This window comes from Marisediminitalea sp. (assembly GCF_984433645.1).
The window spans coordinates 24,950-46,148 of the sequence record NZ_CFIDRX010000008.1 but is presented as its reverse complement, the minus strand read 5'-3'; the positions used below and the strand labels follow the sequence as shown (position 1 = coordinate 46,148).

The 21,199-nt window shown below is 38.3% G+C and carries 16 protein-coding genes; 7 read left to right on the top strand and 9 right to left on the bottom strand.

The window, feature by feature from the left end:
- The first annotated feature begins 309 nt into the window (after positions 1 to 309).
- The gene (locus AC4MRN_RS02455; RefSeq protein ID WP_491202401.1) at positions 310 to 1,179 is read left to right on the top strand and encodes a hypothetical protein; all 870 of its coding nucleotides are present in this window, start codon (positions 310 to 312) and stop codon (positions 1,177 to 1,179) included.
- Between the two features lie 80 nt (positions 1,180 to 1,259).
- On the opposite strand, the gene AC4MRN_RS02450 is transcribed toward AC4MRN_RS02455, so the two are convergent.
- Positions 1,260 to 1,454: a hypothetical protein gene (locus AC4MRN_RS02450; RefSeq protein ID WP_491202400.1), complete on the bottom strand. Its 195-nt coding sequence runs from the start codon at positions 1,452 to 1,454 to the stop codon at positions 1,260 to 1,262.
- A gap of 162 nt (positions 1,455 to 1,616) precedes the next feature.
- Here AC4MRN_RS02450 and AC4MRN_RS02445 point away from each other — a divergent pair, with 162 nt between their 5' ends.
- Positions 1,617 to 1,817, top strand: coding sequence for a helix-turn-helix domain-containing protein (locus AC4MRN_RS02445; RefSeq protein ID WP_119499503.1), 201 nt, complete (start codon positions 1,617 to 1,619; stop codon positions 1,815 to 1,817).
- A gap of 2 nt (positions 1,818 to 1,819) precedes the next feature.
- Here the strand turns inward: AC4MRN_RS02445 and AC4MRN_RS02440 are convergent, their stop codons facing one another.
- Entirely contained in the window at positions 1,820 to 2,002 is a 183-nt protein-coding gene (locus AC4MRN_RS02440) for a hypothetical protein (protein WP_491202399.1), read from the bottom strand.
- A 193-nt stretch (positions 2,003 to 2,195) separates the two neighbouring features.
- On the opposite strand from AC4MRN_RS02440, the gene queD reads away from it, so the two are divergent.
- The 5 genes from queD to queC are packed head-to-tail and all read left to right on the top strand — an operon-like array spanning position 2,196 to position 6,529.
- Positions 2,196 to 2,558: a 6-carboxytetrahydropterin synthase QueD gene (gene queD / locus AC4MRN_RS02435; protein WP_119503237.1), complete on the top strand. Its 363-nt coding sequence runs from the start codon at positions 2,196 to 2,198 to the stop codon at positions 2,556 to 2,558.
- Positions 2,533 to 3,495, top strand: coding sequence for a DUF6884 domain-containing protein (locus tag AC4MRN_RS02430; protein ID WP_491202398.1), 963 nt, complete (start codon positions 2,533 to 2,535; stop codon positions 3,493 to 3,495). Before queD ends, AC4MRN_RS02430 begins: the two co-directional genes overlap by 26 nt.
- Positions 3,496 to 3,498: 3 nt before the next feature.
- Complete coding sequence (gene dpdA / locus AC4MRN_RS02425) at positions 3,499 to 4,749, top strand: tRNA-guanine transglycosylase DpdA (RefSeq protein ID WP_491202397.1); 1,251 nt, start codon at positions 3,499 to 3,501, stop codon at positions 4,747 to 4,749.
- Positions 4,750 to 4,753: 4 nt separating this feature from the next.
- On the top strand, positions 4,754 to 5,848 hold the full coding sequence (dbpB, locus tag AC4MRN_RS02420; RefSeq protein WP_491202396.1) for a DGQHR domain-containing protein DpdB: 1,095 nt from the start codon (positions 4,754 to 4,756) through the stop codon (positions 5,846 to 5,848).
- 3 nt (positions 5,849 to 5,851) lie between these two features.
- Positions 5,852 to 6,529 carry a 7-cyano-7-deazaguanine synthase QueC gene (gene queC, locus AC4MRN_RS02415; protein WP_491202395.1) on the top strand — a complete coding sequence of 226 codons (678 nt, stop codon included), beginning with the start codon at positions 5,852 to 5,854 and terminating at the stop codon, positions 6,527 to 6,529.
- Between the two features lie 113 nt (positions 6,530 to 6,642).
- Here queC and dpdD read toward each other — a convergent pair whose 3' ends face one another.
- From dpdD to dpdF, 7 genes are read right to left on the bottom strand one after another with little or no spacing between them, the layout of a single operon-like run.
- Positions 6,643 to 8,844 (bottom strand): protein DpdD, encoded by a 2,202-nt coding sequence (dpdD, locus tag AC4MRN_RS02410; RefSeq protein WP_491202394.1) that lies wholly within the window; start codon positions 8,842 to 8,844, stop codon positions 6,643 to 6,645.
- Positions 8,831 to 9,442 carry a phospholipase D-like domain-containing protein DpdK gene (dpdK, locus tag AC4MRN_RS02405; RefSeq protein WP_491202393.1) on the bottom strand — a complete coding sequence of 204 codons (612 nt, stop codon included), beginning with the start codon at positions 9,440 to 9,442 and terminating at the stop codon, positions 8,831 to 8,833. Before dpdK ends, dpdD begins: the two co-directional genes overlap by 14 nt.
- Positions 9,439 to 13,848, bottom strand: coding sequence for a protein DpdJ (gene dpdJ, locus AC4MRN_RS02400; protein WP_491202392.1), 4,410 nt, complete (start codon positions 13,846 to 13,848; stop codon positions 9,439 to 9,441). Before dpdJ ends, dpdK begins: the two co-directional genes overlap by 4 nt.
- An 18-nt stretch (positions 13,849 to 13,866) precedes the next feature.
- Positions 13,867 to 14,667, bottom strand: coding sequence for a hypothetical protein (locus tag AC4MRN_RS02395; protein WP_491202391.1), 801 nt, complete (start codon positions 14,665 to 14,667; stop codon positions 13,867 to 13,869).
- Positions 14,664 to 17,744: a protein DpdH gene (gene dpdH, locus AC4MRN_RS02390; protein ID WP_491202390.1), complete on the bottom strand. Its 3,081-nt coding sequence runs from the start codon at positions 17,742 to 17,744 to the stop codon at positions 14,664 to 14,666. The genes AC4MRN_RS02395 and dpdH overlap by 4 nt, the downstream gene beginning before the upstream one ends.
- Positions 17,741 to 18,703 carry a protein DpdG gene (dpdG, locus tag AC4MRN_RS02385; protein WP_491202389.1) on the bottom strand — a complete coding sequence of 321 codons (963 nt, stop codon included), beginning with the start codon at positions 18,701 to 18,703 and terminating at the stop codon, positions 17,741 to 17,743. Before dpdG ends, dpdH begins: the two co-directional genes overlap by 4 nt.
- Complete coding sequence (dpdF, locus tag AC4MRN_RS02380; RefSeq protein WP_491202388.1) at positions 18,703 to 21,198, bottom strand: protein DpdF; 2,496 nt, start codon at positions 21,196 to 21,198, stop codon at positions 18,703 to 18,705. Before dpdF ends, dpdG begins: the two co-directional genes overlap by 1 nt.
- Between the last annotated feature and the right edge of the window lies 1 nt (position 21,199).

Sequence of the window (21,199 nt, the reverse complement as noted above, 5' to 3'; positions counted from 1 at the left end):
CTTCATTGGACTTTGTGATCGAGTAAAATTGTGATGTTTAGGGAATCTAAAAAGATTCTTTGGTGATACATATTTCTAGCAATATCAATTAACTAACGAAGGACTAAATATCACTACCAGATATCCTGATGCCCATCATTCCTTGTGTTGGCACAAGAATGATTTGAAGATTATCAATAAGTATCTTGTTGGTTTCCCCGACGAACACAAAAAACCCAACAATGATAAAATTAAAACACAAACAGATTGACAATAAGCCCAATTAATTTAACCTTAACATGTCCACAGGAAAACACATTTAGGTTTAAAATGATAAGACATGAATTAATCAGCGAGAAACTTTTTGTAGATATCGCGGATCGTTACATCAATTTTCTTCTCGAATTGTTGAATGAGTATTCAGGCGAAACTTTTGTTGGACTATCTATTAACCAGGTCGGTACAGATCGCTTGATAAGTCTACTTGAACGACTTTATGAGTTAGGAGTAAAAGGAAAGATCATGGACGGCGAAATGCTTCCGTCAGATCTGGAGGATATTTCCAGGTTTTCTAAAATGGAGCAATTAGTCGGTATTTATGAAGAAGATTCTCTTTGTACACTGCTCAATGAAGCCGTTAACGGCCGAATTAAGCTTTGTTTAAGTGATGGTATACCATTAGGTGAAATTTATGATTTGGATTATCTCTTCGATAACTTCCAGTCAATTGTAGGTCTAGACCTCACAATTACCGAGTTGGCAGCTTTGGCCAATATGTCTGAGCGTTCCATTCGCAACGACTTACTCAACGCTCCAAAAGGCAAGGTATATAAATCAAACATTGGACAGCAACGTATAGACGTAGTTTTTGCTCAAGAATGGTTAAAATCACGAAAAGACTATAAACCTACCAAAAACCTATCTGGGATGGATGATTTACATACTGACTATGTGAATGTTCCAGTTGCCGCAGACGGAACTACGTTTAGTTTCGAATGTGAGTATAAACGTGGAGGATTTTCTGTGGGAGAAAAGGGTGATGAAATAAAAGTCGATTCATTTGATGAAGCTTTGAAATACTTAATTAGTATGCCTCATGCCAAATGGCGCCGACCTAACAATGCAGGAAATTACGGCCTAGTCAGCGCAGTCGAATGGCGTCGAGTAAAGCGGAGCGAAGTAACAAACCAATTTGATTGAAAACATTTAACATACCATTATTGGTAATATAGGACTTGTAGGACAACTACGTCTTACGAGTTCTTTTTACTAATACAGAGTTAATTTTGGCCCTTAGAAAATAAACACATGTCTTTCTTTATCTCATCCCAATCATATAGGATTTTCCTACCTCCGAATGGGCGGATATAGTGAACTCCGTGAATTAATACATTATCCTTTAGTTGTTCACGAATGGTACGACAATCGTACTTTATCAATTGAGACAACTCTTCTGTCGTTACATAATTTGCCATGGCTTTAGTCGCTATAAATCAACTTTAGTGTTACTTTACAAGGCAAATATTCATACTAAAAACAAACTTGCCATCCAGAATGATAAATTACACATTTTCAATGCCGCCTTCAATAGCTTTTTTTCATTCTAAATGGCATTTTTTCAATCAGGAGGTTAAAAAGTGATAAAGTGTCACTTAGCTAGATTGATGGGTGAAAAGAAAATGAAAATAACAGACGTTGCAAGAGAGACAGGCCTCAATAGAAACACCATAACCTTGCTCTACAAAGAAACTGCCCTTCGCGTAGACTTAGAAGCTATAGACAAACTTTGTAATCTTTTCGAGTGTGAAGTAAGCGACTTATTTGAAAAAGTAGATTAAGACTATGCGCTTTCTCTGTAATCACTCTGAGTTGAATTAAGAAACTCTCTTACGGGGTTATGCTCAACATGAACGCCTAAAGCATCTAGCGCAATATTAATTGCCTCTTGCTTGCAACCATTCCTGTTTTGCGACAAAACCTCTACGACTCTTTCTAGTGAATGAATTAACTCTTGCTCTTTCATACCGTGAGACTCCATTAATAGGTTCTAATCACAGTAAAGTACTAATGCAGTTTTATGTCAATACAAACAAGAGATGCCATCTTTTAAAAACATTTACGGTTGGATAACACCTATTAACCCCGTTTAGACAAAATCCACAGTAGCTGTCTAGCGAATGATTGGATACAATACAAAAATTAAGGGAGGTCTTAATATGACTGTTGAGATTTATAAAGATTTTACGTTTGAAGCAGCGCACTTCTTACCTAATGTTCCAGAAGGTCATAAATGCGGAAGGCTGCATGGACATTCTTACAAAGTCAGAATTCACCTAACCGACCAAATAGACGCCACTACAGGTTGGTTTATTGACTTTGCGGACGTCAAGAAAGCATTTAAACCTATATTATCCCAAGTTGATCATAACTATCTAAACGATATAGAAGGATTAGAAAATCCAACAGCAGAAGTTATTTCTAAGTGGATTTGGGACCGCTTAAAACCTGAACTCCCGCAAATTAGCGCAGTTGAAGTTAAGGAAACTTGTACTTGTGGTGCCATTTATCGTGGACAGTAAGCGAACTGTTCATTTTATTACCAGTTGCACACAGTCTAAAGCAGTAAAGTATGGCAATGCATTACCCTTATCGGAGTGTTCAGAGCATCCGGAGTTTAGCGCTGCAAAATGGCTAAGTGCGCTTTCACAAAGAGCGGAAAAAGGCCCCGCTTTGGAAGTTTATACAGGTGATCATTGGTCGGTATCTAAGGATATTCTAGAAAACTACGCTGCTGAGTTATGGGTTCTTTCTGCAGGTTATGGCCTAATAAATGCTCGAAATGAAATAGCATCATATGACGCTACATTTTCTACTGGCAATATAAACTCAGTTTGCAACAATCTTGGTCTAGATTTGCTTCCACAAGAACAAAACAGAATATGGTGGAAAGGGCTTACAGTATCAAATGATAATTCATTCTCCTTAACCGAACTTTTTGAAAACTTTCAAAATGATATATTTATAATTGCTGCGGCCCCCACTTACATCAATGTTGTAAAGCAGGACATAAAAGAAAGCATTTCATCCAGGCTATTAAGTAAAGATAACCTGCTTGTTATTACCAGTTTAATTGATAAAGACCTGCAAGATTTCTCAGTAGTAACTAGAGAAAAAGTTAGAACCCACAAAGCCATCGGAGGTTCTATGGTCTCCCTTCATACAAGAGTTGCAAGGCATTTATTGAAGTCCAGCAAGAAATCTAACTATTCCATAGCGAATATGAAAGAGGAATACCAAGCGCTCGAGAAGCAATCGTCCGACATTGAAAAAAAACCAATAAAAAAACTATCGGATGATGAGGTTTTAAAAATTATTGAAGATCTACTCGTTGAGTTACCCGATGTAAAACTTGCAGCATCTGTGGTCTTAAGAAAATTTAGAGAGAAAGGTTATTCTTGCGAGCAAAAAAGGTTTTCTCGGTTATTCAAAACCGCGATTAGGTTTGTAGTTGAATAGAATATGAAGAAAGTTAAATTCTACTTCCCTGATAGTCATGACTTTGTAGATCCAAGTTTTGACTTTGAAAAGGAAACGAACAACGAGCACCGTGTTATTCAAAGAGATGACAAGTATGCTCATGAAATATTTTCGTCACCAGTTTATGACGGAATACTCGTGTCAAAAGCCATTGTTGAGGGCTTAAGCGGCGTAAAAGGAAGGTACTCAGTTGCGCAACGGCAGCGCTTTTTCAGGGAGGGCATCTACCGCTTTTTTAGACTTCCAAGGTCTTATGAAACCATCGGCGATTGTGGTGCCTTCAGTTATGTGAAGGAAGAGGTGCCGCCATACAAAGTAGAAGATGTTGCGGAGTTTTATACCAATTCCGGCGTTACTTATGGCATCGCAATGGACCACATCATCTTTGACTATGAAAGCGACAATGTTAAAGCGCCCAAGATCGTTAATGAGCGTCTAGAGGAGTGCCTGAGAAGAGCAGAGCTTAATTTAGAAAATGCCTCTAAGTTTCTTCATGTATCCAAAAGCGAACCTTTTACTCCTTATGGTGTTGCGCACGGATGGAACCCTTCGTCATTTGCAGACTCCGTATACAATCTGCAGGCCATGGGCTATACAAGAATCGCTCTGGGAGGAATGATTCCGCTAAAAACAAAAGATATTTTAGAGATTCTCGAATGTGTTAAGGATGTTAGAAATACTAAGACGCAATTCCACCTATTAGGCGTGAATAGACTCGAATATATTGCGGAATTCCATAAATATGGAGTAACTAGCTTTGATTCAACATCGCCTCTTATGCAAGGATTAAAGGATGATAAATTTAATTACCACCTACCCAATCATAAGTACACATCAATCGCTATCCCTCAGGTAGATGCTAACAATACAATGAGAAAGTTGGTGGCCAGTGGGACAGTTAACCAGGACGATGCATTAAAGTTAGAAAAGCAATGCTTAGACCTTGTAATCAAATATGACAAAGGATTAGTTTCAAAAGAATCGGTTCTCCACTCACTATGCGAATACGAAAAGCTTTATTTGAAAGATGCGCACTTAAAAAGCAGACGAGAACTAATGGATAAAGTATTAACCGATAAACCATGGAAAAACTGTCCTTGCGAAATATGTCAGGAGATTGGCATACATGTCATTCTAAAGCGCGCAGCTGCTAGAAACCGCCGTCGTGGCTTTCATAACTTATTTAATGCCTATAACACCATACGTAAAGAATTAGAGAAAATTCCGGATTAACACTATGACGATGTTGAAAATTCCAGCCTTAAAAATTAAACAAGGCCCTAAACGTGAACTATATAGTTTCGCAATCAAAGGAAAAGCAATCCAAGATATTGCTGCAATTTCGCGGGTAAAACGAGAACAAAATAATTTAGCTGGATACCAAAGACCGGAAGTTTCTTCACACATTAATGAAATTGCCCGGTACTTAGAATCAGAGAATCCGATGATCCCAAATGCAATCGTAATTGCATTTGATGACAGAGTATCTTTTACCGCATTAACTGAAGATGGAACCTTCGGAGAACTGAATATCCCACTTGTTGAAGGCGACGCCCCCAAACCTGGCTGGGTTGTAGATGGCCAACAAAGATCCGCGGCGCTGAGAGAAGCTGATTGTGGTGAGTTCCAAATGCCTGTTTCAGCATTTATCACTAATGACTCTCAAGAACAAAGAGAACAGTTTATTTTAGTAAATTCAACTAAGCCATTGCCGAAGGGGTTGATCTACGAGTTACTACCTTTTACTGATACTAAGCTCGCACGCCCCTTGCAGAAGAAACGATTTCCAGCGAAGTTATTGGATGAACTAAATTACCAACCATCATCTCCTATGTATCAGATGATTAAAACAGCTACAAACCCTGACGGAAAGATTAAGGATAATTCAATTTTAAAATTGATTGAAAGTAGCCTCTCTGAAGGAGCATTGTATAGATTCCGTGATCCAGAAACTGGTGAAGGTGATATTGAGTCAATGTTTACTCTCTTGTGTAATTATTGGGGAGCTATCAGTGAAGTATTCCCTGACGCATGGAATGTAAATCCTAAAGATTCACGTTTAATGCACGGTGCGGGCATTTCCGCCATGGGGCATGTAATGGATGCTATATACGACCGTTATCACTCAGAAACTCATGACGAACTCGTATCAAAAGAACAATTTAAACAAGATTTAGAATTACTTAAACCATACTGCAAATGGACAAATGGATACTGGGATTTTGGAGTTGATCACAAAGTAAAATGGAATGAACTGCAAAATATTTCAAAAGATTTGCAAACTCTCACTAATCACCTGTTACGCAAGTATCGTAATGAAGTGTGGAGATAAAAAATGAGTAAATTAGTCGTGGTCTATTCAGGCGGTATGGATTCTTTTACCGTTCTTCACAAAGCTCTTAGTGCCGGTCATGAGGTATATGCCTTATCATTTAATTACGGCCAAAAGCACAGCAAGGAACTCATTTGTGCCCAAGAGGTAACAGAAGAACATTCTATTCCTCATAAAATACTAGATATCCAAAGCATAAGTTCCTTGTTCACCAACTCATCGTTGGTTTCTGACCAAATCGACATACCAGAAGGGCACTACGAGGCCGACAATATGAAATCGACCGTAGTACCCAACCGGAATATGATTTTACTGTCTCTGGCTATTGGGTACGCAGTAAACATCGAGGCCTCAGAAGTATGGTATGGAGCGCATTCTGGTGACCATGTGATCTACCCTGACTGCAGGCCAGAATTTGTTGAAATCATGGACAAGGCATCCAAAATAGCTAACTTTGAGCCAGTCAAAGTGTACGCCCCATATCTCAACTCAAATAAAATTGGCATATTAAAAGATGGCCTTGCAATGGAGTTAGACTACTCTAAAACTTGGACCTGTTATAAAGGCCTCGAGAAAGCGTGCGGCAAATGTGGCTCGTGTGTTGAAAGATTGGAGGCATTCGAAGTTCATAATCAACTTGACCCTTTACCTTATGTATCTGCTGTAGATTTAAACATCTGAATTAAAAAATGAGTGTTCTAAGGACTCCCGGAACATTCACCGTCAGATAATCCGCACACAATTACACTGAATAATTCATCCAAGTTTAAGCTTTGTATTGCAACGCTAAAACTTTATATATTTCCCAATTTCGCTATTAGAGCTCTCACAATTGAAGAACTCCCCTTACCATCTGGATAAATAATATTCTTATTTATATCTTTAACCGCATAATATGATTGATGAGCAGCACTTTTGTTACAAAAAACAAAATAATCAGCTGTTTTTACCAAATTCTTTAACTTATCTGTGGCAACCTTGTCATGGTTTAAAATGACCTCAACGGAGGGAAACAAAGTTCTCAGGATTTCTGCTGCTCGTTTTCCTGCTTTCTCCGTAAGAGTAGAAATACCAATTCTTTTGCCCTTTAATTGTTCAAAATTCGCATTGAAAGATGCATTGTTATTTTGAGAGCGAAGTTTCTCGAATAACAGGGACTCGGGGGAAAGTTGCTTTTCTAGCCAAATCAGCACACTTTGTGTATCAACTTCATACTCATCCCAATGGTCTGCTGCAAACGACCTTATTTTGGGCCATATTCCAAATTTCAAATAATTTTCGTCTTTTATTGCGTAGTCAAATAGTGACTCAATGAAATCAATTACCACTCCTAGAGACCTTCGGCTTAACTCGACAGAAAGCACCAAGTCAAATGCATCCAAAGCTTCCTTGTATTGAGATTCAGAGTGGGGCGTTTGCAAAAAGTGATTAATCAGGTCCTTAAGTAGAAGAATTGTCGTTAATGATGTCTGGTCGTCGACTGAGATTAGTTCAATTAAAGATAACCAAAATTCTGAATCCGTTTTAACTTCTCGTTCTTCAATCCACCTTAGGAGGTGCGGTGATATGTTTCTAATTTTCTCAGGATCACTACATTCCTTTATCTTATTAGTGACCATTTCTAAATCGAAACCTTCCGATTTTGATTCCATAAGAAGGTCGATGTTTACTGAACGTTTATACCCATTAGAAAACCAAGTGTTCCAATCCAAAGTAGGATGTATATCAGAATGAGGCAAGCCATTTGTTACGTCTTCTTCCTGGACATCCTTAGATTCTTCATTAGCACCATAAACATAGTCTTCGTATTCATTCCATTTTTTTCTCAGAGGAATGCACGATTTTATTTCTTTTCTAATTTCTAGCGGCAGATTATCAAGCCAGTCAAGAATTTCGGGTATCTCACTGGACGAGCAATTTTCAGCATAGCGAAATAAAGCACTGGCTGTATTTACGTCTTTAGGGCCTGCTAATAAAGATTTGAACTCTTCGCTGAAAGATTGCTTCACTTTTAGTGTTAGCGCTGTCTTCTTTATTAAAGACTCTATATTTTCAATCCAAGACTTTTCTATAAAGTCAGGGATTACATCAACTATATTTTCCACGCCCAATACAATATTCAGCAAAACCCAAGATTTCCAATCGTCTTGGAACCTCGAATCCCTCTTTAATGCAAGCTTATTCGTTAAAAAGGGCTGGAACTTGTCTAACTTAGCCCTAACTAACATAAAATCCATCTCTTCAATACGGACTTCGTTTATTGCCAAAGTTTTTGCAATGGCTCTAACTAATATGTGATAGATACGACTAGGAATTATTCCGCTTACGTAGTCTATTAAGGAGTCATGGCTAAGTACTTCTTCCCATTTTGACTGCGCATAAAGAGACTGCAATTCAAGACTGATAATGTTTCTGTGACTAAGCTTTCCAGAGTTTTTAATCTCAGCTAAATAGTCAGTGATTAATTCTGAATCTTTATGTCTGCAGGCAACAAAGAAATCCCTTAGCATACGGCCTACAGGCCGTGATCTACCAGACCTAAAAGCAGGCTTAATTTCGAATCTTTTAGATATCTGAAGTAATTTCGCAATTACATATTTCACACTTTCAAGTTGTTGAGCTTTGCTTGAGTACTCAAGGAGTTCAAATCTAACGATTCCATGCGGAAAAGCCTGTAAGGCGTCTTTTTCGTATTCAAAGGAGGGATGCCGAATTATACGACAATGACTCGTATCGGAAGTACCCAAGGCAAAATGTAAACTATTCCTTAACTCCATTAGACTTTTGCGGCCGTCACTAAATCCATAGAAGTAAAGAACATTGTCACTATATGATGCCAAAAAGAAGGGGCGACTACCCTGTAGCTTGTCCTTAGCATCTATTATCAACGGATAGACTGTGTTCAGCAGATCATCACTGTTAGGTTTATCAACTTCGATAAAGTTCTCATAACTGAAGAATGTTTTCAGCCAAATACCCTGCCTAAAAGAAGTCATGATAATCTTCGTCATCTTCTATGTTTGAAACATGTTTATCATTATTAATTGGGTTGTTAGGCTCGATTACCCTAGGTTCAAAGTGATAGGATTCTTTAAATTCTATCCTCGCACTTGAAAGTTGATGCTCATCTCCAGTGAGTGAAAGCATCTCTTCATTTTTGTTAGCGCCTGAATAGGTGAAGTTCATAGATCCCTTTAAAAAACATGACTCTGTAAGAAAACCTTTTATATGAACTTCTTGGCTTTCACATATTCCGAAGCCAACCTCTTTACCAAGATTAGTCCGAAGTCGATACAGAGCTGCATCGTTAATAATGTCCTCCTTGACTACTATATTTAGGTGACATCCGCTCTTGACTGCAGTTTCTAACAAATCAAGAAAACTTACCTGCCTAGCCCCCCATTCAGGGTTTAAATAACTCCAATTACCTGACCTATTGTCCAAAACGTCAAAATCAGTTAACCATGCAGTTACCAACCATAAATTCTGAGGCACAATGATTACGCCAGCAAAAATGCTCGATAAAACTTCTCTTAACTCTCTCTTGCCAAGAAGAGATTTCGTCATTATGTCCCTAGACGTTAACTCAATCATTGTATTGTTTCTGCTATTTCCAAGTGAATTGATAAATAATTTCTTTGTCGAGCTATTTTGATGATTCGAGTGTGAAACAACATCCCTAAGTACTCAATCGCTGACGTGTTAATTTCGTAAATAATGCTATTTAGCTTATCCACATCTTCAAAACTTATCCGTAGTTCAACTTTGCCTTGTTTTTTCGAAGTTAAAACATCAGACACTTCTTGCTTCCAGTTTGTTGAGTACACGACAGACTTGACCTTGTCTACAAACAATCGACTTACAGCAAGTCTTTCAAAAACTTTTATGCCTCTAGCAAATCGGTTATAGAATTGAATAGAACCTTGCCTAATAGCACTCCCTTTCGGCCAAAGAAGTGCCAGAATTTTATCTTTTGCTTCATTGACCTTTCCATCAATTGCATTATTTTTAGCAATCAGATAGGCCATAGAAACCAAGGGTATTTCTAACTGAAATTTACTTTCTATATTTTCCCATTGATTTAACCATTCTAAGAGTTCTTTATCATTCTTTGATGTACTCCCAGCTTTTAACAATCTGGTATGAAGTAGACTGTTGAAACTATGTGTTTGGGTCACTCCAAGCTTAGAAATAGCGGTTCTAAGTTCTCTTAAAGCCTCCAACCTATCGCGGTAGCAGTTAGATTGCCTAAATCTCTCTATTGCATCTGACAATTCTTTGTTCTTTTGTAACTGAATCAATAACTGATGGATATCGTAGTTAACTTGTTCGTATTCTCCAATGTCAAAGCTTCTTGATAAATGATTTAGCACGCTCAATGGGTCATTGACATACAACTCTTCAAAGCGAGACACAATACCAACACCGCCAGCTTCATTTTCTGTTAACCAAACTTTCAAATTATCCCCCGCCCACACGTGGTCAACATTAATATCAGATTCACTAACATCCGGAAGAAGACTATGGAGCGTTGCAGATATCCCACCGCACAATGTATTTGCGAGTATATTTCTGAACCATGATATGAAGTGTTTTGTGGTTAATTTTTCTTCATATAAAAAACGAAGCAAAGGCTTCAAGGCAACTAAGTTATTTTCATTGTGCAGAAATTCAATAATATACTTCTGCAAAACTTGCTCTTCAGTATTCTCACCATCTAAGTCTTTCATCTGAAAGACCTCCAGTGGAATTGAACAAATTGCGCTCTTAATATCGGGTTCTGAAATAGATTCTACAACAGACTTAATTGTTCGATTTAGTGAGCAAGCTAAATAATATATTGCTGTTGTGATGCAATCGAAAACCCAACCACCTTGGAACTGGTTTTTAAACAATGATGATTCTTTGAATAATGCTTCAACATAAGCAGCCCGAAGGCTACTTATGAGAACAGGATCTTTTAGCAGTTGAATCAAGCACTTTTCGGTAAAATGAAAATCCCAACAAACTCCATCAACAAAAAGTACAGTTCCTACACCCACCGGTGAACCGTCATTCTCCCAGTAAAAGTCAACCTTGGACGACTCACCTGTCTTAAATTTTATAGTAGCCTCTGATCCTGTTGTATATCGAGTTAACTCAATCGGGGTCATTTGGGCGTGGCTGAAAAAGCAGACGCTCTTCAGAAGTTCGAGCCAATCAGAACTATGTGGAATATTCAATTTATGAGAATCAGAATCAACATAAAAGTCTGACTCCCAATTTAAGAATGCATTACTAGTGTCTGTTATGTTTTTGTTTTCAACTCTCTTTGTATATAACTCAGTCGGGTTAAATATTTCGATACTATTATTCGAGTCTAAAACAACCCGTTTAATTGGCTCTGCACTTTTTCCAAATGCGTCATAAACCTCAATCCCACACTTCATGTCTTTTTCTGGTATGGGTGAAAAACTGTCAGATACCAACCAATCGCTTTCGGACTTGTTATTGACACTGTATCTTTTAGATATCCTACCAGGAGCAAATTCCTTTAAGCCTTGAAACAAAGGTAACTCGTGCCACTCTTGTTTCCTGTCTTCTTTTTTCCCTCTCAATATACAAATATTAAGGGAGGGTAAAACCAATTCGCTAAATAAAGTAGCAGGGAAGAACTCAGGCATAGGCGACCCGCTTTTAGTAACCCCCTTCCACTTGGTTCCATCTATGGACCAATCAGTTTCAATTTTATGTAATAAATTTGGTATGAAGTCCATTCTTAGCGAACGAGGGCTTTGCCAAAAGAGTTGGTTGATTTTTTCATCCGACAACCTCAATGCTGCCGTCAGATATTTCTTCAACTCTTTTATATTTTGTTCATCACGGTTAAGAGCTTCAAGTTCATTTTTAAGAGTTTTAAAATAAAATTTACTAGTTTTCCCTTCAGGATTCTTAAGGCTAGACCACAAGTGCGATTTACCCACTTTCCTACTAAGCCAATCCAGTGTTGCCATACATGCTTGCATCTTTTGAATGTGGCTATTTTCGATGGGAAGCCTGCTAGATTTTATCTGAGGGTCTACCAAGCCCTCATACCGCTGAAATGCAACTCTATCCCTACCATAGTCAGATAAGACCGTTACCATCCAGGGGCGCATTCCCCTAGCCCTCCCGGCTCGCCCTTTACGCTGAACATACGATGCCATTCCTCTAGGAGCTTTATGTTGAATAACAACCCCTACTTCTGGATCATTAAATCCAACTTCAAGTGATGCAGTTGCGACTGTAATATCTGCGTCGCGATCAACCCCTCCGTCTTGACTAGAGGTTCTAGAAACTCTGGCTCTATCATGCTCATTCATAGCATGGCCGATGTATTCACAATTAGACCAATCCTGGCCTAGTGCGTTCATTTGCTCTTTTTGAACGTCATATTCGGGGTGTTTGCCGCTTCTTAGAAATGCTAAGGGAACTTTAGTCGGTTTGAGATTTTTGAACGCATGATCCCAACCTTCAGCATCGGCCATCATCTCAAATAATCGGTTATTCACATCCAAGTCATCTGTAAATACAAACAGTTTGCTTCCATAAGTACCTTTTGAAACAGAATCGTTTTTAGTATCCATCATTCTCTGAAACAGCATAGTGGTCTGAATCGTAGTAGAAAGTAACGCAGTTTGAGATACGGGATCCCCTCGCAAAGCCAACAAGTACTCGGCCCCTTCCTCTAACATTTCGGATTCTAACGGTTCAATAGCTTCAACCTGATAATCAGAAACACCGGTGAATGAGGCAAAAAACTTGGAAGCATTATTTAACGTAGCTGACAGCCCCACAAAGTGTGGTGAAGAATTCGTGTATTTCATCCATCGCTTTAGTAAATAAGACGTTTGCGCCCCAGTAGAACCTTCATAAGTATGCACTTCATCTAGAAGGACCAAAGGAATAGATTGATTTTTACGAGCACCAAACAGATGGTTTGAGAAGCTGTTTCCTAAATGCTGGTTCAGCATTTCGGTTGTCGTAAATAAAATATCAGGCGCGGGAGACTCTCGTGTTAACGCAATCTCATCTCCATTTATTCTTTCACCGCAAGAACCACAAATTAGCACTTCATTATTAGCGACAAAATCTTCGTACTTCCACTTTAATACGCCCGAGCATTTACAACTCAACATATTATAAGAAAGGTTTCCATTCGCTAGTTCTGAGTCGTTTCTACTCCAAGTATCGCCGAAAAACGTGCCAATTCTAATTTTTCGAGCGTGATGTCTCTGCAAGTAAGAGTCTAGCTTCCTCGCTTGGAAAAATGTTTCTTGAAATTGGTCTTTAAGCAACTCTTTTCTAGGATAAATTGCTAAGATTCTAACTTTGATCTCTTGGTTTTGAGTGAGTTCCGTAGCCAAATTAGCTAGTGCTGGTAAGTAAAATGAGAGCGTTTTACCACTACCAGTTCCTGCACACACTATAGTTGCAGAAGCGACATTACTCTTTTTAGTCAGTTTATTCAGAATTCTTGTAGTCGCTCTTTTTTGAAATCCAGAAAGCTTTAACTCTTGGTTACCATCAAGCATAGAAAAGAGCGCGTCTCTGTGGTTCTCGCCCAACTGGTTCGATTTACATACTTCATCAACAACTAAATTAGGTTCGATATCCCTCTGGGGGTATTTTCTAGCCCTACGTATAAATCTGAAGTCTGAGACCAGAGTCTTCGTATTCTGGAGTGTTTGTCCGTGGAACCACTGTCGCAACTTTTTAGAAAAATAAACCGACTGAGCCATTCGGCTTCGGTAAGCATCGGGAAAGAAAATATCAGCGACAGAAAAGATTAAACATCTCTTTATTAATTCTCTAAATACATCTTGAGCATTTTGAGAAGTTTGAGACTTTATAATTTCAAGTATCTCACCCTTTGTATGGCGAACCTCTGTATCGCCCCACGCCAACAGTTTAAACTCTCTCTGCTCAAGTATGTCTAGACAACTCTCCAAACAATGCCGCAGTACTTTCTCATCTATCATAAACGACTACTTCCCCAATTATTTTCTTTCTACCTTGAAGTTCGTTAATTGACTGTTGGAATTAAGCCAGTCTAGGACTTGAGGGGTCAGCAAATCTAAAGTCGCAGATTCAAATCGAGAGTTTACAGCCTTAAAAAATCTTGCAACATCTTTGGGGAAATCCGAAAGATCAAATTGTGCTTTCAAGTTCTCCAAAGAGTCACGTAACTCCTGAATTCGGATTGCATTATCCTTTGTAACAGTTCTATTTCGCTTCAACGCTTCTAAAGTAGAAATTTCACTATTAAATTTTTCATAGTTATCTTTTTGAGTTGGGTTGTATTTCTGGCTTTCTAATACCTGTTCTTCAATAAAAACTCTTTTATCTATCAATGCTAACCACTTTCGCCAACAGTCTTCATTGGCCGCTTTTATTTTTTCTGATAGTTCTTTCAACATATCTCGGGCATGAATATAGGAATCCTTTTGTTGCACCTTATAATTTTCGTCTCCCCAAGCGCGCTCAAACTCATCAAACTTTGTTATAGCGCTACTAATTAGTTCTGCCACCTCCCGATTGAAAACAATAGTACTAATGCCATTTCGATATATACCATCATCAGAGAAAACGGTGGTGTAGTCTGGCGTTTCCTCTAATTTTTTGTTCACATAGTTCAAAGCTTGCAAAAATTCAAACTGCGTTTTGAGTTTGTCACTTAAGGGACGCAGTTCATCGTAAATAATCTGATTACCTTCAATAATCACTTCATTCTGTTGGGAGTTATCTGCCAACATGATTTCTGATTTAAAAGTAGCAACTCTTTCCTTCAAACTATTCATTTACTATCTGACTCCATAAACGAGGTTAAGTCCGAAAGTGTTTGGCTTAAACTAAAATTAGTATTTTTGATGCTTTTGTTGAGTGAATCTAACTGGTTTGCTCCCACAGTGTTATTGACCAATTGTATTTTCGGCAATGCTAACTTTTCAAAAGCTTCCCACTGGGAAAGAACTTTTGACAATAGAGTGATGAGCTTTCCATCAAGGTTGGCAAGTATCTCCATCTCTTTTTGCTCATCTTCAACGGTTATTAGCTTGATGGCATTTTTAACGTCAATCCAACTTAAAGTTTCTAGCAACGTTTTTATATCTTGATTGGCCGTTTTACGCTTCGGGATTTCATCTGGATAAAATCCCAAATCTTGAATAGATTTATAAACTTCTCTTATCTCTTCGAGTAGATTTTGAAATTCCTCTTTGCTATCACAATCGCCAATAACCATCTTTATTTTAAGGAGGTTAGGCTTTATTTCATCGATTGCTGCTTTCTTAAGTCGCCGCAATTCTGGATCAAGCTTCTCCTCGCCATTTTTCCTCGCTTCTTTGATTGCCGCCTTTAGTATGTCTGAGTCGATAGCAACATTGTCAATAAGAACAAGACTGGACCAAACTTTTTGCGTATCGTCCCATTGATCTAACAAAGCAGTCCTTAATTTTTCGAAGCCAGAATTTAACGGTTCCTTTAGAATCGATTTAATGTGTACACTTTTCATGAAAAGCGTATTTTCGAGACTACCTTGCTCTTTTAGTCCCAAACCATTTAGCAACATCAACTGCTTATCTACTGAGCGTACTAAATATTTCTTACGTAACGCTTTGAGAGCGATCTTTAAAACATCTGGAACCCATTTTTCAGCGAAACTTTGGTAATAGGCAAAATCTTCATATCCTTTTTCATAATTCCACCCCGTATCTGGATTAGCTTTATTAGTTCTGTGATAGCGGATTATCGCTAGTGCAGTTCTGTGAAGTACATTGGAAGATTCTTGAGTAGCAAAAAAGTCATCTTCCGAACAAAATTCAATCAGCGCGTCTCTTATATTGTTGTTGGAACCTGGTATATAAATTAGGAAACGATCTCCCTGTTTCAGAATTGCTTCTAGTGCTGTTCTTTTAGTTTTTCCGACTTCAAATACTTTACTATTCTTAAACCCCATCCATTCAGAAAATTGGGATTCTTCAATCATTTTATAGAGTTGACTTCTAAAATCATTCGCCAACTTAGAATCGATTGGTGCCTCTTTGTTGAACCATTTTCCAAGTTGCTCCTCCAATAAATCCGACTTATTGGGAGTAGGAAGAGGTACAGGTTCAATCGGTTTTTGTGGTGGTACAACAATAGGGCTTGGTGTAGGGATATGAATTTCGCTTCCTAAGTAGGGAGCAAGTTCTGGTAAATGGAATGAAATAGCAACTTCTTTGGGTAAAGCTGATTTCAAAGCATCCATGCTAGATTTATCTGACCAGATTGAACAAAGTGTTATAGCTTGTTGCGGAGTTGACAGCCCCAAATTGCTCAATTCAGCTAGAAGAGTTGGTTTGCGCTCTTTAAGTTCAACATTCTTCGGAAATATGCCAGATTCATAGTCGTTTCGTTGATATCTTAAAATATTAAGCAAAATATCATTCAACACATCTCGAGGATTAAAGATTAACGAACCTGAATCGTCGGAACAATACCATTTCGCAAGATTTACTATGGCCTCTTTATTAAACGGGAAAAGTGGGATCTTTAAGGAAGATTTACCGAATGCATCCAAACACAGGCTATCGCTCTCATCTAATTCGTCATTCCATATAGGAGTGTTATCATCCCAACTCTCAAGGCTAATTACTTCCCGCAACTGGGATTTCCCATAGCGCGCCGCATTTAAGTACCGACTACAGAAGTCGACTATTTTTGTAGAGATCTCTTCCTGACTATCCTGATTATTTTTGATCTGCCATTCAAATCTTGCTCTCGTCCTAATAGTGTTTTGTCTTCTTGTATAACCACTATAGCCACTTGTGACTGCGAGTACTGATTTCAGAGTACATAATTCATCTTTAGCCTCCTCTAACAGGCAATCTATCAGGACATCTTCGATAGCCGAAATTGCAGCGAGATCCTCAACTAAAATAACAAGTGTTTGATTGCGAACTTTTAGGTGCTTTCTTATTTCCTTAAATAAATCCTGAAAGTTACCACTACCAAATTGAAATAACTGTTGGAAAGCGGTTTGTGAGGCGCGGCCAACCCCTTCATTTATTACCTCTAAAGCCTTTTTACTTTGCTCGGGATTACTGTCTAATCTAAGTGTGCTTAGAGCTCTTCGACCGGGTAAAGACAAATCATCTATTTCAATCTCCTCAATCATCGAGTCGAAATCTTTTTGTGATAATGCAAATTCTTTTTGGCGCAACTCTTCCTCTGTTGCCCCTTTAATCCACCTGGTTGCTATATTGTAAATATAGCTATCATCACCAATGAGTCTCGATTTAAACTCAATATCATCTACTAAATTAGGGAGTTGTTTAGCAAACTGTATCCTTTCCAATAATTCTTTGGCATCAGGGGATCCACGTTGGCAGTTTTCCAGAAGTTGTATACTCTCTTCACCAATATCCTGAATACCATGCTTAAGATGAGTACCAAAAAGGTCCGCTATTTTCCGGGCGACAAGAGTGCTCCCGACTTCGTCTACTTGTTTCCTCGCGCTTTCGAAAACATCTCCTTCCAAACCATCAAGAAGTAGATGAAGTGTCTGCCTTAAACTCGCATTCTTAGGGATTCGAACTATCTGCCAGTTCTCTTCCTGAACTATTTTCTCTGTTTTAAGCTTCGCATGTAGCCACCTTATAAGGTGTGATTTACCGAGGCCTGCATCTGCAACGATAGGAATTGGCCTGTCAATCTTTAAAAAGTGCTCTAAGAGGTCGTTCTCAGTGGCCTCTTCTTCAGATGTATTGCTACTATATTTCGTAAGCCTCATGGGTTCATGTACAGCAAGCAATGTCTCATCAGAGAGCTCTTCAGCTTCAGTTTTGATGCAATCTATAACGTTCTGTACGGAGGGCCAGTATCTTTCTAAACTCATTTTTCTCCCCCAAATCTTATGTGACTAACTGGCCTTCTTTTATTTCCAGGTAGGTTTAATTGCACGGTATTTTCAGCATCAGATTTGGGTATAAGAAATATAACCCCTTCAAGGTTGAGTCGGTACAATGCTTGCGAAAGGCTTGTAGATAATTCGTGCTCAGGCATAGCTTTCCAATCTTTTACCTTAGTGCGAATAAGTTGCTCGATTTTAATGCGATATTCTCCACCATCAATTACAGGAAGCATGTCCCTAAGTTGAGTTAAAAACTCTTCTACTGGCAATTCACTACCATTATCTGCATTTTTGAAAATCTTATTAATGGCAGGTCTAATTAAGCGAGTTGGGTCAACCACAAACTGATCTTTCGTTACTTTTTCTAGAAAACCTAAAAGAAGACCATAATTGGCAAAAATAGAAGTTTCATAAGGGTTAATGGTAAGGCGAGTTCCATTCTCCGTCCTTGCTGGTAAATACCTTCCAACGATGGTTTCGACTTCTGTAGACTTAAAAAAGCTACCGCCTGCAAATGTAAATGAGTCCAAACATAAAAAAAGAGCCATGCCTCGAATCAATGGTTCTACTGCAGTTCCATCCACGATATCAAGCCTCTCTTTGAATAGAGTTTGGGAAATTCTCTCTCCTAGGTTTTCATCATTCGAAAATTCTGACCAAGCTTTTATGCTATCGCCATTTTCTTCCCACAACCCATACTCCTTCCAAAAATGCAGGGTTTCTCTAAGCTTCTTTTCTGAATTCTTATTTATTTCAAATTGTTCCTGCTCATCTTTTTCCTCTTTACGAAAAAGATACTCTGGCATGTTCGCCGAGAATATGTCTGATATAGCTAAAAAATCTGAACTTTTATTCTTTTTGAAGAAATGACGGTTCACTAACCGATCAATAAAATGTAGTAAAGGTATATGGCTGCCTGGGTTCGCATTATTTATAACTGACATCAATTTTGTCCTAGCAGATTTCTAAAGTTACTTATTGATAATGATGTTGAATAATTTTCGTACCAATTTCGATATTCCTTGCCCGACTCTTTTTTTGACCGTTCTGCAAAGAAATACGTTACATTTTCTCTAAACCTTGGCACATCAATCACTTTCGCGCTTTCATCAGTAATTAATGCAGTTGGCCAGTAGCTTGCATCATCGTCAAACTCTTGAGAAATCCAGAACCTATCAAAGCCAACGGGCATGGATTTTTGGAATTCAGCTAAAAATCGTTCAGATGCTTGAATTCCCGAAATAATGTTTTTCTCTAGCATTGATTTCAGTAATCCTCTCCAATCGAAACTATCGTAATTCTCAAAATAAACCATGCACATATTCCGGTTAGAAATGAGCGTTTTTAAACTGGAGGTTGATGTTGCCTGGGAGTTGTAATTATCCAGATAAGCAGACTCTCCAACGGTCGGGGAAAAGCCTTCACAATTGACACACCCTCTGCAAGTGCGCTGTGCGGGAATATGATTAATCGAGTAGTACTTAGAAAGCGTTTTACAGAGTGGCTTTGAGTTATGTTCTAGGTAATGCCTCAGAACGTTGAATCGCTCATTTTGGACAGTTAACTCACTTTCTCTGTATTCATTAATTTCAGTTTCCCAATAATCCTTTTTCAGTGCTCTTGGCTCTAACAACTCTATTAATATTGATTCAGAATAATCTTCCCAGAACTTTTGAAATTTTAGTTGGTCATGAATTTCATCTAACGTTGAAGGTGGCTTAGGAACTTCATAATATATTTTGATAGCGCCAGCACGCTGCATGAACAGCAAAGTCAACCAATTCCACTCGCTATTCGTTTCTGTTTTTTTTTCTAAATCCTTTCGAAAAATGGAAGTGTCTAGCTTGTAAAAATCGTCACTTTCAAACAAATCACTATCAACAGTCTGCCTTCGCGCAAACATATCCATCCAGCGTTCAAATCCTAGTTCGATCGATATGATATTCTCTCTGTTAATATTTTGAGCAATGGATAACTGATCATGATGATAAACCATTAATGCTATTGCAGAGTCACCATTACGGCCAGCCCTTCCAATTTCCTGATAATACCTATCGATGTTATCTGGAACACTAGCATGTAAAACTGTTTTAACATCAGATTTATCCATACCGACACCAAAAGCAGAAGTTGCAACGATAATGTCGTACTGGTTACTCTTCCATTTTTCTATTATCTTATTTCGTTCTTCATATTTTGTGTCGCCCACAAACTTAGCAATCCTGGTACACCCATAACCCTTTAACTTATTATAAACGTCTTCGGCTTCAGACTTTATTGTCGTGTACAAAATCAATGGTTTCGGTAGTAAAAAGGCATATTTGCATACTGAAGTCAGATGCTCATGCCTATCAACTTTTAACACTGAGCTTTTAATTTCTGGGCGAAGAAAATTACCGTTGACGATAATTGGTTCGTTCACCCCATCGCCATAAACTTTATTGATAGCCTCTATATTCGATTGGGTAAACGTTGCCGACATCAGGACAGTGTTAAACTTACTTTTTGAAACCTGTCTAAGTGTTGCAAGCAACGCTCCAAATTTTTGAAAGTCGGGCCTGAAATTAGTGCCCCAACTATCAATTAGATGGGCCTCATCAACAATAATTTCTGCTATTTGATCGCTTTTCGATAATGAAAACAGTAAATGAAGTAAACTGCCAGTAAGCGACTCTGGTGATGTAAAGAGAACTTTCTGACGGCCTGATTGCATGTTTAACTTTATTTCTTTTCTCTCTTCCTGAGTTAAACTTGCATGCCAACAGTAATTGGAAACAACAGGAATGCCACAATGTTGAATTATTTCTCTAGCTCTTGCAGCTTGCTCGATTGCCAAGCCTACGGTAGGAAGAATAACAATGGTATTAGCAAATTCTTTTTGGAAAATTATCGAAGCGTGTGAAATCAGAGTCTTACCACACCCGGTGGGCAAATTAACAAAGATAGTAGAACCTTTTTTAGCGGTGAGGCATGCACGGACAGCTAATCTTTGCCCTGCCGTTTGGTATTTGCTGTACCCAAGTCCATCAAGCTTATTCTTTAAACACTCATCTAGCTTTACAGGTACGGTTTTTCTTTTGTTCTTCAGGGTATAAACATCGAAATCGTGTTTTTGGAGGCTGCTTTGATCAAGTTGTAGTAAATTAGTCCCTTGCCTTTGAGTCACCCCAGCCTTTTTTGCAACATCCAACTCAGGTCCCTTTAATTCTCGGGGAAATGGAAAACTAATGTAATTTTGATTGGCCGTTTGATGAATTGAGACTAACAAATCCTTTATTGCCAGCAGAACATCTACTGAACTAGCATTCTCGGATTTAACGACTGAAAGAAGTCTGTCAAAGAAAAAGTTACCGTTAAACGAAGTTTGAAAATTTGACAATTTTTCAATAAAAAACTGGGACTCAAACTCAGTTAATCGCAATGAATTTATTTCAGGCATT

Excerpts from the sequence above, each read along its gene's own strand:
- AC4MRN_RS02455 (WP_491202401.1), top strand. The coding sequence starts at position 310 with ATGATAAGACATGAATTAATCAGCGAGAAACTTTTTGTAGATATCGCG.
- AC4MRN_RS02450 (WP_491202400.1), bottom strand. The coding sequence starts at position 1,454 with ATGGCAAATTATGTAACGACAGAAGAGTTGTCTCAATTGATAAAGTAC.
- AC4MRN_RS02440 (WP_491202399.1), bottom strand. The coding sequence starts at position 2,002 with ATGAAAGAGCAAGAGTTAATTCATTCACTAGAAAGAGTCGTAGAGGTT.
- queD (WP_119503237.1), top strand. The coding sequence starts at position 2,196 with ATGACTGTTGAGATTTATAAAGATTTTACGTTTGAAGCAGCGCACTTC.
- dpdA (WP_491202397.1), top strand. The coding sequence starts at position 3,499 with ATGAAGAAAGTTAAATTCTACTTCCCTGATAGTCATGACTTTGTAGAT.
- dbpB (WP_491202396.1), top strand. The coding sequence starts at position 4,754 with ATGACGATGTTGAAAATTCCAGCCTTAAAAATTAAACAAGGCCCTAAA.
- queC (WP_491202395.1), top strand. The coding sequence starts at position 5,852 with ATGAGTAAATTAGTCGTGGTCTATTCAGGCGGTATGGATTCTTTTACC.
- dpdD (WP_491202394.1), bottom strand. The coding sequence starts at position 8,844 with ATGACTTCTTTTAGGCAGGGTATTTGGCTGAAAACATTCTTCAGTTAT.
- dpdK (WP_491202393.1), bottom strand. The coding sequence starts at position 9,442 with ATGATTGAGTTAACGTCTAGGGACATAATGACGAAATCTCTTCTTGGC.
- dpdJ (WP_491202392.1), bottom strand. The coding sequence starts at position 13,848 with ATGATAGATGAGAAAGTACTGCGGCATTGTTTGGAGAGTTGTCTAGAC.
- AC4MRN_RS02395 (WP_491202391.1), bottom strand. The coding sequence starts at position 14,667 with ATGAATAGTTTGAAGGAAAGAGTTGCTACTTTTAAATCAGAAATCATG.
- dpdH (WP_491202390.1), bottom strand. The coding sequence starts at position 17,744 with ATGAGTTTAGAAAGATACTGGCCCTCCGTACAGAACGTTATAGATTGC.
- dpdG (WP_491202389.1), bottom strand. The coding sequence starts at position 18,703 with ATGTCAGTTATAAATAATGCGAACCCAGGCAGCCATATACCTTTACTA.
- dpdF (WP_491202388.1), bottom strand. The coding sequence starts at position 21,198 with ATGCCTGAAATAAATTCATTGCGATTAACTGAGTTTGAGTCCCAGTTT.